Source organism: Streptomyces sp. NPDC127068 (assembly GCF_042724695.1).
Lineage (GTDB): Bacteria > Actinomycetota > Actinomycetes > Streptomycetales > Streptomycetaceae > Streptomyces.
Map to the genome: position 1 here is coordinate 18,010 of NZ_JBHXEN010000077.1, position 11,362 is coordinate 29,371.

General features: G+C 72.6%; 11 protein-coding genes and 1 pseudogene. 5 read left to right on the top strand and 7 right to left on the bottom strand.

Translation table 11 applies throughout. The annotated features are described in order from the left end of the window. Positions 1-52 precede the first annotated feature (52 nt). Entirely contained in the window at positions 53-1,300 is a 1,248-nt protein-coding gene (locus ACFWIA_RS32530; protein WP_387010856.1) for an MFS transporter, read from the bottom strand. 186 nt (positions 1,301-1,486) lie between these two features. Between ACFWIA_RS32530 and ACFWIA_RS32535 the strand changes: the two genes are divergently transcribed. Further along, a complete protein-coding gene (locus ACFWIA_RS32535; protein ID WP_387010857.1) occupies positions 1,487-2,026 on the top strand; it encodes a TetR/AcrR family transcriptional regulator in 540 nt (179 codons plus the stop codon). Between the two features lie 49 nt (positions 2,027-2,075). Continuing rightward, positions 2,076-2,564 carry a hypothetical protein gene (locus tag ACFWIA_RS32540; RefSeq protein ID WP_387010858.1) on the top strand — a complete coding sequence of 163 codons (489 nt, stop codon included), beginning with the start codon at positions 2,076-2,078 and terminating at the stop codon, positions 2,562-2,564. A 146-nt stretch (positions 2,565-2,710) separates the two neighbouring features. Here ACFWIA_RS32540 and ACFWIA_RS32545 read toward each other — a convergent pair whose 3' ends face one another. Continuing rightward, positions 2,711-2,920 carry a dodecin gene (locus ACFWIA_RS32545; protein WP_385492724.1) on the bottom strand — a complete coding sequence of 70 codons (210 nt, stop codon included), beginning with the start codon at positions 2,918-2,920 and terminating at the stop codon, positions 2,711-2,713. A 185-nt stretch (positions 2,921-3,105) separates the two neighbouring features. On the opposite strand from ACFWIA_RS32545, the gene ACFWIA_RS32550 reads away from it, so the two are divergent. Then, positions 3,106-4,359 carry an extracellular solute-binding protein gene (locus ACFWIA_RS32550; protein WP_387010859.1) on the top strand — a complete coding sequence of 418 codons (1,254 nt, stop codon included), beginning with the start codon at positions 3,106-3,108 and terminating at the stop codon, positions 4,357-4,359. A gap of 67 nt (positions 4,360-4,426) precedes the next feature. On the opposite strand, the gene egtD is transcribed toward ACFWIA_RS32550, so the two are convergent. Genes egtD through egtA form a run of 4 tightly spaced genes read right to left on the bottom strand, consistent with a single transcriptional unit; the run spans position 4,427 to position 8,770 of the window. Next, positions 4,427-5,389, bottom strand: a complete 963-nt coding sequence (gene egtD, locus ACFWIA_RS32555; protein WP_387010860.1) for an L-histidine N(alpha)-methyltransferase — start codon at positions 5,387-5,389, stop codon at positions 4,427-4,429. Next, complete coding sequence (gene egtC / locus ACFWIA_RS32560) at positions 5,386-6,141, bottom strand: ergothioneine biosynthesis protein EgtC (protein ID WP_387010861.1); 756 nt, start codon at positions 6,139-6,141, stop codon at positions 5,386-5,388. Before egtC ends, egtD begins: the two co-directional genes overlap by 4 nt. Beyond that, on the bottom strand, positions 6,141-7,493 hold the full coding sequence (gene egtB / locus ACFWIA_RS32565; protein ID WP_387010862.1) for an ergothioneine biosynthesis protein EgtB: 1,353 nt from the start codon (positions 7,491-7,493) through the stop codon (positions 6,141-6,143). Before egtB ends, egtC begins: the two co-directional genes overlap by 1 nt. Further along, positions 7,490-8,770, bottom strand: coding sequence for an ergothioneine biosynthesis glutamate--cysteine ligase EgtA (gene egtA, locus ACFWIA_RS32570; RefSeq protein ID WP_387010863.1), 1,281 nt, complete (start codon positions 8,768-8,770; stop codon positions 7,490-7,492). The genes egtB and egtA overlap by 4 nt, the downstream gene beginning before the upstream one ends. A 211-nt stretch (positions 8,771-8,981) precedes the next feature. Between egtA and ACFWIA_RS32575 the strand changes: the two are divergent. Then, positions 8,982-9,380, top strand: a pseudogene (locus ACFWIA_RS32575) (poly(ADP-ribose) glycohydrolase domain-containing protein); the annotation flags it as partial. A gap of 102 nt (positions 9,381-9,482) precedes the next feature. On the opposite strand, the gene ACFWIA_RS32580 reads toward ACFWIA_RS32575, so the two are convergent. Next, positions 9,483-9,935 (bottom strand): type II toxin-antitoxin system PemK/MazF family toxin, encoded by a 453-nt coding sequence (locus tag ACFWIA_RS32580; RefSeq protein WP_387010864.1) that lies wholly within the window; start codon positions 9,933-9,935, stop codon positions 9,483-9,485. A 319-nt stretch (positions 9,936-10,254) separates the two neighbouring features. On the opposite strand from ACFWIA_RS32580, the gene ACFWIA_RS32585 reads away from it, so the two are divergent. Beyond that, entirely contained in the window at positions 10,255-11,286 is a 1,032-nt protein-coding gene (locus ACFWIA_RS32585) for a LacI family DNA-binding transcriptional regulator (RefSeq protein WP_387010865.1), read from the top strand. The last annotated feature ends 76 nt before the right edge of the window (positions 11,287-11,362 follow it).

Below are 11,362 nucleotides of genomic sequence, written 5' to 3' on the forward strand. Positions count from 1 at the left end.
ACACCGGGGTCGCGGGAAGATTCCCGCGACCCCGGTGCGTGCGGATCGGTCGTCAGCGGGGGAGGGCCGTGCGGGACAGTCGGTGTCCCCACTCGGAGAACAGCAGGGCGACGACCGCCAGTCCGGCCGCGATCAGGGGCACCGCGTGGGCTCCCGCCCAACCGATGCCGACCGCGCCGACGGCCCCGGACAACGAGATCGCCAGGTACAGGACGGCGGCGTTCAGCGAGACCAGCACGGACGCGGCCCCCGGGTCGAGGGTGATCAACCGGTGCTGCTGCGGTGAGGTGATGGCGAACGCGCCGATCCCGTAGACGACGATCATCGGCAGCGCGGCCGTGAACGTGCCCGTGGCGAGCGGGATCAGAAGCAGGCTGCCGGCCATCCACAGCAGGGCGAGCGCCACCACCGCGCGTCCGCCGATCCGGTCGGCGAGCGCCCCCGCGGCGAGGTTGCCGAGGGTGCCGATGACCCCGAGCGTGAACATCAGCACGGCCAGCCGGTCGCCGCTGCCGCCGGTGGCGGGCTCGAAGACGACCGCGATGTAGGTGTACGGGAGGTACACGGCGGTGAACCCGGCCAGGGTGGTCGCCAGGATGGCCAGCACCCGACGGTCGCGCAGCGGGGCGAGCCGCTCCCGCAGGCCCTCCGGTGCCGGGGCCGCCACCCGGGCCGGCACCCACAGCCGGACCCCGACCAGGCCCAGCACGGCCAGCGCCGCCACGAACCACATCGTGGACCGCCAGCCCAGCCAGCCGCCCAGCGCGGTGCCGATCGGGGCACCGAGCGCGGTGGCGGCGGTGAAGCCCGTGGTCACCGCCGCGATGGCACGACCGCGCCGCTCGGGGGCGACCAGCGAGGCGGCCGTGACGGCGGCGGTCGGTACGAAGAGCCCGGCACCGGCCGCCGCCACCATCTGCGCCGCCAGGACCGTCGCGAAGGTGGGGGCCAGGGCGGTGGCCACGTTCCCCACCAGGTACACGGCGATCGCCACCAACAGGATCGCCCGTCGGGCGCGGCGGGCGGTCAAGGTCGCCAGAACGGGCGCGAGCACCGCACAGGTCAGGGCGAAGACGGTCACCACCTGGCCGGCGGTGGTGACCGAGACGTCGAGGTCCCGCCCGAGCTCGGGGAGGACGCCGGCGAGGACGAACTCGTCGGTGCCGATGGCGAAGGTGGCGAAACCCAGGACGAGAACGCTGCCCCGTGCCCCCTGCGGCGGGGGCGGCGCGTCCACCGCACTCGTTTTCACCGGGGCCGGCGTCGGGGGCCGGGCGTCGTCGTGGAGGTCACTGTCCATGGGCGTCCCGTCGTAGGTGGTGCACCGATGGGGCGGACGACCGCGGGTGCCGAGCCGGGCGCGGCGGACCTGAGGGCGCGGTCGGCACGGTGTCCCCCCTCCAGAACGGAACCGATCAGTACCGTTCAAGGAAAATGACGGTACTGATCGGTTCCGTCTGGCGTCAAGTGCGACTACCGTGAAGCCATGGCCACCCATGCACGCAGGCGGCTCGTGGACACCGCGGACGCGCTCTTCCTCGCCGAGGGCGTCCGGGCCGTCGGAGTGGAACGGCTGCTGGTCGCATCGGGCGTCGGACGGGCTTCCTTCTACCGGCACTTCGCGAGCAAGGGCGAGCTGGTCGTGGCCGTCCTCGCGGAGCGCGACCGTCGCTGGCGGCGCTGGCTGGCCGAGGGGGTCGACGCCCGGGGGCGAGACCCGCTGGCCGTCTTCGACGTGCTCGCGGCGGATGTCGAACGGGGCGAGTTCCGCGGCTGCGCCTTCATCAACGCCATGATCGAGTGCGCGGACGCGGGCGGCCCGGTGCACCGGCTCGCCGTCGCCCACAAACGGGCCGTCACGGACTTCTTCGCCGAACTGCTCGCCGACGCCGGGCAGTCGGAACCCGCGGCCCTGGCCGGGCGGTTCGTCCTGCTGATGGACGGGGCCACGGTCACCGCCGTCCGCGAGCGCCGTGCCGAACCGCTGCGATGGGCCCGTGAGATCGCGGCCAGCCTGATGACCTGACCCGCGTTCGCCCCCGGTGCTGCGACGGGGTGGTGCCTAGGCTGGGCGCATGCCCCAGAACCCCAAGCCCCTGGCCGTCTTCGACCTCGACGGCACGCTCGCGGACACCGGACACCGACAGCGCTTCCTGGAGCGGAACCCGCCCGACTGGGACGCCTTCTTCGCGGCGGCCCCGGACGATCCGCCGCTGACCGAGGGCGTGGCGTTGGTCCTGCGCACCGCCGCCACCTGCGAGGTGCTCTACCTGACCGGACGTCCCGAACGGTGCCGCCGGGACACCCTCGACTGGATCGCCGCGCAGGGGCTGCCGGCAGGGCGGCTGCTGATGCGCCGCAACGGCGACCGCCGGCCCGCCCGCCGCACCAAGCTGGCCGTGCTGAGGAAGCTCTCCGCCACCCGCCGCATCCGGATGCTCGTCGACGACGACCCGCTCGTCTGCGCCGACGCCCGACGGGCCGGCGTCCGGGTCGTCCACGCCGACTGGGGCGCCCCCTCGGCGACCCTGACGGCCGCGCAGGGCCGCACCGGACGCACCTGACGGCCCGCCCGGGCTCCTGTCGGGGGGTCTGCGAACGGTTGTACGGACGTGAGACTTCCCTCATTCCCGGCCGCTCCCCGCGGGCCCGTCGGGACGCACCTGGTGCCGTCCGGGAGGCGTCGGAGGTCCCGCCGAGCAGCCCGTGATCACTCTTCGATGCGGAATCCGACTTTCAGCCCCACCTGGAAGTGCTGCACCTCACCGTCCTGGATCTGGCCCCGGACCTGCGTGACCTCGAACCAGTCCAGGTTCCGCAGGGTGCGCGAGGCCCGGCCGATGCCGTTGCGGATCGCTTGGTCCAGACTCTCGGGTGAGGTGCCGACGATCTCGGTGACGCGGTACGTGTGGTCGGACATGCTCGATCTCCTCCTCCGCCTCATGGTGGCGTCACCCTTCACGGTAAACTCACAGACCTCACTCAGCCTCTTGACCTGCGTCTTGACGCATACCAGACTTCGAGCCCACCCGTATTGAGCCTGACGCTCTTCCCCCACACTCGGGTTCAAGTTCCCCTTGCTGTTGGAAGAAAGCGACCCACGTGATGCCCCGCCGCCGGACCGTCCTCTCACTAGCCCTGGGCTCCACCGCCGCACTCGCCACCGGGTGCGGCGCCTTGCCAGGCCAGGGTTCCGGCGACCGCAAGTTGACCTTGTGGTTGATGAAGGACAGCGCCTCCGACGACTTCATCGAGCGGTTCACCAAGTGGTTCGGGGACGAACACGGTGACATCGAGCTGGACGTCCAGATCCAGCCCTGGACCGGCATCGGCGAGAAGGTCACCGACGTCCTCCAGGGCAAGGCGCCCGCCCCGGACGTCATCGAGGTCGGCAACACCCATGTCGCCCAGTACGTCGACAAGGGCGGACTGCTCGAACTGACCCTGGAGTCGGCCCGCGACCTCGGCATGGACGACTGGCTGCCCGGCCTCGCCGAGCCCGGCCGCTTCAACAACCGCCAGTACGGCATTCCGTGGTACGCGGCGAACCGGGTCGTCATCTACAACAAGGAACTCTGGGACGACGCGGGCATCAAGAAGGTCCCCGAGACCCGCGACGAGTGGCTCGACATCACCCGGACCCTCAACAGCGGGAACGTCCAGGGGATCTACCTCGCGGGCCAGGACTGGTACGCGTTCTCCGGCTTCGTCTGGGACGAGGGCGGCGACCTCGCCACGGACAGCTCCGGCCGCTGGGAAGGCGCGCTCGATTCCCCCGCCGCGCTGCGCGCCATGGACTTCTACGCCGAGCTGCAGGCCCTCGGCAAGGGCCCCAAGCGGGCCGACGAGGAGCACCCGCCGCAGTCGAAGGAGTTCGCCCGGGGCAACATCGCACAGATCGTCGCGGTGCCCGGCCAGGCCCGTGCCATCGAGCAGGCGAACGCCGACATGGCGGACAAGCTCGGCTACTTCACCATTCCGGGCAAGACCGCGAGCCGGAAGTGCGCCGTCTTCACCGGTGGCTCCGTCCTCGTCGTCCCCGAGCGCACCAAGGACCGCCGGGCGGCCGTCGCCCTCATCGAGGCCCTCGCCGGCGAGAAGTGGCAGACGGACCTCGCCCGCACGATGGACTACGTGCCCAACAAGACCACCCTGGCCCGGGTCGTCGCGGGCGACCCCGGCGTCGCCGCCATGGCCGAGGGCGCCGTCCGCGGCCGGGCCACGCCCAACTCGCCCAACTGGGCGAGCGTCGAGTTGAACAACCCCATCAAGACGTACATGTCGGCCGTGCTCACCGGGGGCAACCCGGCGAACGAGGCGAAGAAGGCGTCGATGCAGATCACCCGCGCCCTCTCCTGACCGACCCGGGACGAGCCCGGCCGCTGCCCGTCACCCACGGGTGACCGGCAGCAGCCGGGTCCACGGGTCAGCGCACGGTGCTCAGCGAGAGCGCGAACCGCCCGGCCCGGTCCGTCCACCAGTGGGTGCGTTCCAGTCCCGCGGCGGCCAGCTCCGCCCGCACCCCGTCCTCGCGGAACTTCGCGGAGACCTCCGTGCGCAGCTCCTCACCGGCGGCGAAGTCCACGGCGAGGCCCACCGCCGGGATCTTCACCGTCACACCGGTACGGGCCCTCAGCCGCATCTCGATCCACTCCCGCTCGGCGTCCCACACGGCCACGTGCGCGAAGTCGTCCGGGTCGAAGTCGCCGCCCAGCTCACGGTTGATCACGGTGAGGACGTTCTTGTTGAACGCGGCCGTGACCCCCGCCGCGTCGTCGTAGGCGGCGACGAGCGTCTCCTCGTCCTTGACCAGATCGGTGCCCAACAGCAAGGCGTCGCCGGGCGCCATGAGCGCGCGCACCACACCGAGGAACGCGGCACGCTCCTCGGGCAGCAGATTGCCGATCGTGCCGCCGAGGAAAGCGATCAGCCGCGGCCCGGGAGCGTCCGGCAGGGCGAACGTCCCGGTGAAGTCGGCGATCAGCGCGTGCACCGAAAGCTCGGGCCGTTCGGCGAGCAGCGCCGCACCCGCCTGTTCGAGCGCGCTCCCGCTGACGTCCACCGGAACGTAGGCCCGCAAGTCCACGAGCGCGTCCAAGAGGTGACGGGTCTTGTCCGACGACCCCGAACCCAGCTCGACCAGGGTCCGGGCGCCGGTCGCCGCGGCGACCTCGGGAGCGCGGTCGAGCAGGATCTCCCGCTCGGCGCGCGTCGGGTAGTACTCCGGGAGCGTAGTGATCCGGTCGAACAGCTCACTGCCCCGGGCGTCGTAGAACCACTTCGGCGGCAGGGTCTTCGGGCTGCTGGTCAGACCGGACAGCACATCGGCGCGCAGAGCCGCTCCGGTGGTGTCCTCGGGAAGGGTGCGGGTGACGCGGAACGGGCTCACGCGACGGGCTCCTTGAGCGGGGTCAGCTGGACTTCGGCGGGCGTGGCGGTCACCAGGGTGCGGTCGGGCACCCGCCGCCAGCGCGGATCGTCGTCGTAGGGTTCCGAGGCCACGACCGTACCGGCGTCGGGATCGGACCGGACGTACAGGGAATCGCCCCAGGTGGTCGCGGCGATGGAGTCCCCGTCGGTGAGCAGCAGGTTCAACCGCGAGCCGGGGGCCGCCCGGGCGACGTCCGTGACGGTGTCGGCGAGCGCCTGTCCCGGTGGGTCCCCGTCGGTCAACCGGCGCAGCACCAGTGCCCAGACCAGCGCCGCGTCACACCGGGCCGCCAGCGACAACAGGTCGGCGGGCGGCAGGTCGGCGGCGAGCGGGGCCAGCGCATCGGGCCAGCCGGTCACCGCGCCGTTGTGGCTGAACAGCCAGGGGCCCGAGGCGAAGGGGGCCGCCGCAGCCTCCCCGTCGGGGTCCGGAACGGTCGCGTCCCGGACCGCGGCCAGCAGCGCCCGGGTGCGCACCACCCGGGCCAGGTCCGCGAACGACAGGTCGGCCCAGATCGGCCCGGGCCGTCGGTACCGGGCCGGCACCGGATCGCCGTCCGCGTACCATCCCACCCCGAAGCCGTCCGCGTTGACCGTGCCGTACCGCTGGTGACGGGGCGCCCAGGACTGGTGGTACAACGCGCTCGGCGGCGTCCTCAGCACCGAACCCAGCGGCACCTCAGCGCCCAGATAGGCGATGTGACGGCACATCAGATCGCCTCCTGGAACGCCTCGTCGGCCGGCTTCACGTCCCGGGCGGTGCGGAACCCCGAGAAGATCTGTCGTCGGATCGGATGGTCCCAGTTGCGGAACGTGCCCCGGCAGGCCACCGCGTCCACGGCGAACGAGCCGCCCCGCAGCACCTTGTAGTCGCCCCCGAAGAACACCTCCGAGTACTCGCGGTAGGGAAACGCGGTGAACCCCGGGTACGGCAGGAAACCGCTGGACGTCCACTCCCACACGTCGCCGATCAACTGCCGTATCCCCAGCGGGGACTCCCCGGCCGGATAGCTTCCCGCGGGCGCCGGCCGCAGGTGCCGCTGACCGAGGTTGGCGTGCTCGGGCCCCGGATCGGCGTCCCCCCACGGATAGCGGGTGGACCGACCCGTCGCCGGGTCGAAACGGGCCGCCTTCTCCCACTCCGTCTCGGTCGGCAACCGCCGTCCCGCCCAGCGCGCGTAGGCGTCCGCCTCGAACCAGCCGACGTGCACCACCGGCTCCTCGGCCACCACCGGCTCGGTGGCACCGAACCGGCGACGCAGCCACGTCCCGCCCTCACGACGCCAGAACAGCGGGGCGCTGATCCCCCGCGAACGGACGTGGTCCCAGCCGCGGGGCTCCCACCACCGCGGGTCCTCGTAGCCGCCGTCCTCGATGAACACCTGGTAGGCCCCGTTCGTCACGGGCGTCGTGTCCAGGAAGAACGCCGGAACCAGCCGGTGGTGCGCCGGACGTTCGTTGTCCAGGGCCCACGGTTCCGCGGACGTTCCCATGGTGAACGGACCACCCGGCACCAGCACCTCCGCCGGCCCCGTGAACCGGGCCGCCGGCTCCGGGTCCGGCGCCGTCAGCACGACGGGGCCGGTGCGCAACTGATGGGTGATGAGCATCGTCTCGTCGTGCTGCTGCTCGTGCTGAGCGATCATCCCGAAGGCGAAACCCGCGTCGGTGAGCGGGGACCCGTGCAGCGGGGCGGAGTCCAGGACGTCCAGGGCCCGGCCGCGCACCTCGGCGGCGTAGGCGCGGGCCTCGGCGGGCGGCAGCAACGGCAACGCGGGCCGCTCGGCGCGCGGATGCTCGAACGCGTCGTACAGCGGGTCGATCTCCGGGCGCATCGCGGCCCGTCCCGCCACGGCCCGCAGCAACCACTGCTCCTCCTGGTTGCCGATGTGCGCGAGGTCCCACACCAGGGGCGACATCAAGGGCGAGACCTGCGCGGTCAGCTCGCCTTCCTGCACGCAGTCGGTCAGCAGGGAGGTCCGGTCACGGGCGGTGAGCAGCGCGGTCCGCGCACGGTCCCGCAGTACGCCGGGGTCGCCCGCGGGGGCGGTGGACTCGGTCATGCGGTCAGGTCCTTCCCGTGCTGGACGAAGCCCTCGATCAGGTCGTCGGCGGGGCTCCGCCCCTGGAACACGTAACGGTCCGCGTACGCGGCCACGGCGGCCTCGACGCGTGCCGATGCGCCGATGCGGGGCAGCGCGGCCAGCGCGGCGTCGAAGCAGATGACGGCAGCCTCCCGCAACTCCTGGTCGGTGAGCCCGGCCCGGGCGGCGGTCAGCCACAGTTCACTGCCGGGTGCCGGGGCGCCCTGGGCGCGCTCCGCCAGGGACTTCACACACCGGTAGGCAGTCTCCGTGGCCTCGGGATCGTCGAAGAGGGCGGTCGTCACCGCCAGCGGCACCATCCACCCGTCGTCCCCGGTCTGGGCATCGATCATCCGCAGTTCCAGGTGACCGCGCGGTCGCACCGGCGGGAACAGGGTGCTGATGTGGTAGTCGAGGTCGTCGCGGGTCGGCGGGCGGGGGAGCGCGCCCCGTATCCAGTCGCGGAACGTCACGCCCTCGGGCACCAACCAGGGCCCGCCCTCGGTGCGCACGCACATCACGGGGGCGTCCAGCACCCGACGGGCCCAGCCGACCCGCGGGTCCTCGTCCAGCGGCGGGGCTGCGGAGCGGCCGGGTTCGATGTCCGCCCACAGGGCCTGCCGGGTGGAGCGCCAGCCCGTCAGACGCGCCTCGGTCAACGGTGAGTTCGCGAAGGCGGCGACCAGCACCGGACCGAGCAGATGGGCGAGCCGCCAACGGCGCCCCAGCCCCAGGGGCCCGGGTTCCTCGAACCCGGCGTCCAGGCACACCTGCACCGACGCCGAGGAGCACATCATGACGCGTCCGGCGGGTCCCGCGCGGTCCAGGTACGTCTCCATGGCTGCGTACCGGGGGGCCCGTAGCCAGCGGACCGGCTCCCGCCACGGGTCGGTGCCGATGCCCGCCAGGGCGAGTCGCAGGGGGCGGAGTGCGGTGCGTACCGCCGCGAGGTCCGCGGACACCGCCGTCACGCACTCCATCAGTGAGGCGGCGGGTGCGGAACTCAGTTCCAGTTGGCCGCCCGGCTCGACGGTGAGCGCCGAGTTCAGGGGCAGCGTCCGCAGCGCGGTGTAGGCCTCGTCCAGGCGGGCGCGCGGTACGCGTTCGTGCGGTCGGTCGGCCGGGCGGACCAGCCATTCGAGCTCGACGCCGATGGTGCGAGGTGGTCCGGTCTTGAAGCAGATGCCTCGGACCAGCGCCTCGACGTCCGCGTCCGAGACCAGTGCGACGGACTGCGTACAGTCTCCTTCGGTCATTGTCGGGACCCTCCAGATCCTCGGGTGGAGATCCTGGGACCGACCGGGGCCGGGGACGGCCCGGTCGGTCCTGCCCGTCCACCCAAGACGGTCGGCGCCGCCCGCACAAGAGTGCCCGTGCATCGCCGAAATCGTACGGAAGCCAGGTGTTTCGGCCGTACGGCACGGGCGCTCGCCCGAGTCGCACCCGGCACGGGTGCTGGGCACCAGCATGGGGGAGGGGCACCGCACCCGCGACTCAGGCGGACCGGCGGGCAGCGCCGGGGGCGGTCGCGCCGGGGGCGCGCGGCGACCGGTGGCCGAGGGGAGCGGTGGGCGCCGGCCCCGATCGGGCGCGAGGTGGCCGGCCGGTCCGACCCGCGGATCGGCGCATCGGACCGTCGTCCGGACCGCCCTCGACGCCCGACCGCGCACCCGGGGCGCCCGCGCGCCCGGTCGCGGTGCTCGCCTCCGTGCCGGCGCAAGCCCGACCCGGCCCCCACAAGGGTGTGCGCCCCGCAGGGGGCAGGTGCACCGGGGCTCGGCGCTGTACACGTGTCTACGGAAGGTGCCCGATTTCTACGATCATCATCGGACCCCTCAAGGCCCCTTTTGTACCGATCGGGTGATACACACCCCGGGCCGTCCGCCACCCCCCACGGGAACCGGGCCGACTACCCACCAGTCCGCCGACACCGGTTCCCGGACCCGGGACGACAGCCCGCCCGGGCCCTCAGGACCACCCGTACCGGTCGCGCAGTCGCGCGGCGACCCCGTCGAACCGGGCGCGGTCCAGGGCACACGCCTCCCGGCGCATGCCGTCCTCGTGGACCCGCAACACCCGGTCGGAGTCCACCCACGAGTCACGCCCCTCGCGGTCCCAGGAGCCGCTGCCGATCGGCAGCCACTCCCGGTCGTCGTGCCGCTTGCTCGACAGGGGAACGGCCAACAGCGTGCCGCTGGCCTCACGGGCGACGATGAGCACCGGACGGTCCTTGCCGCGGCCGTCGCCCTCCTCGAACGGCACCCAGGTCCACACGATCTCACCCGGATCCGGATCACCGTCGTGGGCGGGCGCGTACTCGGTGCGGACCTCCCGAACGGAGTGCGGGGCGACCTCGGAGGTGGCGTGCGGCCCGGCGCGGCCCGGCGTGCTGAGGGCGTCGCCCTCGGGGGAAGCGGTCATGTGGGCCACCGTAGGGGGGACGTGCCCGCCCCGCCGGATGGAGCCCCCGGACGGGTGACACCACCCCGCCGCGAACGGTGCCGATGACGTCCCCGTGGCCCCGCTCCCCAGGCAACGACCTTGGAATAGACAGGAGTTGGCCGGTTCCAGGTAGGCCGAAAATGCCGCCTGGTCCCATGGAAGGATGCGGAGCGTCATGGTGCAGATACCCGAGCAGCCCGTCATGCGCGTTACCGATGAGTCAGCCGAGCGGGAGCCCGTACCGCGGCGTGCCCCGCGCTCCCAGGAATCCCACTCCGCGAGGCCCGTACGCAATACCGTGCCCGCCCAGTCCCGCTCCTCCCCGCGCCCCCTCACCCGCGCGGTGCCCACCAGCGCCGATGTGGCCCGGCTCGCAGGGGTCTCGCGGGCGACCGTCTCCTACGTCCTCAACAACACCAGTGCCGTACGGATCAGCGAGCCCACCCGGCGCCGCGTGCACGCAGCCGCCAAGGAACTCGGATACGTTCCGCACGCAGCCGCCCGCAGCCTGCGGGCGGGCCACAGCCGGATGGTCCTGATGCCGACCCCGGCCGTTTCGGTCGGCCCCCTCTACAGCCGGTTCCTCGGCGAACTCCAGTGGGCCCTGGGCCGGTTGGACTACACCGTCGTCCAGTACGGACGGGTCGGACTGACCGGTGAGGAAGCGGCCCGGGCCTGGGCGGAGTTACGGCCCGTCGCCGTCCTCGCCCCTGGAGCCCACGACCTGGGACCGCGCAGCGTGTCCCTCCTCAAGAGATCCGGAGCCCGAGCAGTCATCACCCTGGGACCCCACCAGGTGACCGGGGCCCACGCCCTGCTGATGGACCAACACGCGGTGGGCCGCACCGCGGGCCAGCACCTCGTCGCACGCGGACGCCGTCGCATCGGCGTGGTCATCCCCGAGGAGAAGGGACTCGAAGTGTTCTCACGGCCCCGCGCCGACGGCGTCCGTGAGAGTGCGGAGGGATCCGGAACCGAGGTGGTCGACGTACCGCTGCGCTACGACGAGGCGTCCGCCGCCCGACTCGCCGCCCGATGGCGAGACCTCGGACTGGACGGCGCCTTCGCCTACAACGACGAGTACGCGATGCTGCTGATGCGGGCGCTCCAGGACGAAGGCGTCCAGGTGCCGCACGACACGGGCATGGTGGGCGCCGACGACCTGATGCTCGGACGGCTGCTGCGCCCCCGACTCTCCACGGTGCGCACCGAACTGCCCTCCGGTCAGGAACTCGCCGGACTGGTCGACCGGGTCGTCCACGACCCCGCGGCGGAACCCCTGACCAGACAGCTGATGGGCGCGACCCTCGTGGAGCGCGAGAGCGGGTGACCCGCCACCGGCCGATTCCCGGCCGGACACCTCCGTCCACTCGGCCGGGCGGTCGCGGTGACGCTGCTCCACGTCC

Bases quoted from the DNA above. Each gene is read 5' to 3' on its own strand.
- ACFWIA_RS32530 (WP_387010856.1), bottom strand. From the start codon at position 1,300: ATGGACAGTGACCTCCACGACGACGCCCGGCCCCCGACGCCGGCCCCG.
- ACFWIA_RS32535 (WP_387010857.1), top strand. From the start codon at position 1,487: ATGGCCACCCATGCACGCAGGCGGCTCGTGGACACCGCGGACGCGCTC.
- ACFWIA_RS32540 (WP_387010858.1), top strand. From the start codon at position 2,076: ATGCCCCAGAACCCCAAGCCCCTGGCCGTCTTCGACCTCGACGGCACG.
- ACFWIA_RS32545 (WP_385492724.1), bottom strand. From the start codon at position 2,920: ATGTCCGACCACACGTACCGCGTCACCGAGATCGTCGGCACCTCACCC.
- ACFWIA_RS32550 (WP_387010859.1), top strand. From the start codon at position 3,106: ATGCCCCGCCGCCGGACCGTCCTCTCACTAGCCCTGGGCTCCACCGCC.
- egtC (WP_387010861.1), bottom strand. From the start codon at position 6,141: ATGTGCCGTCACATCGCCTATCTGGGCGCTGAGGTGCCGCTGGGTTCG.
- egtB (WP_387010862.1), bottom strand. From the start codon at position 7,493: ATGACCGAGTCCACCGCCCCCGCGGGCGACCCCGGCGTACTGCGGGAC.
- egtA (WP_387010863.1), bottom strand. From the start codon at position 8,770: ATGACCGAAGGAGACTGTACGCAGTCCGTCGCACTGGTCTCGGACGCG.
- ACFWIA_RS32580 (WP_387010864.1), bottom strand. From the start codon at position 9,935: ATGACCGCTTCCCCCGAGGGCGACGCCCTCAGCACGCCGGGCCGCGCC.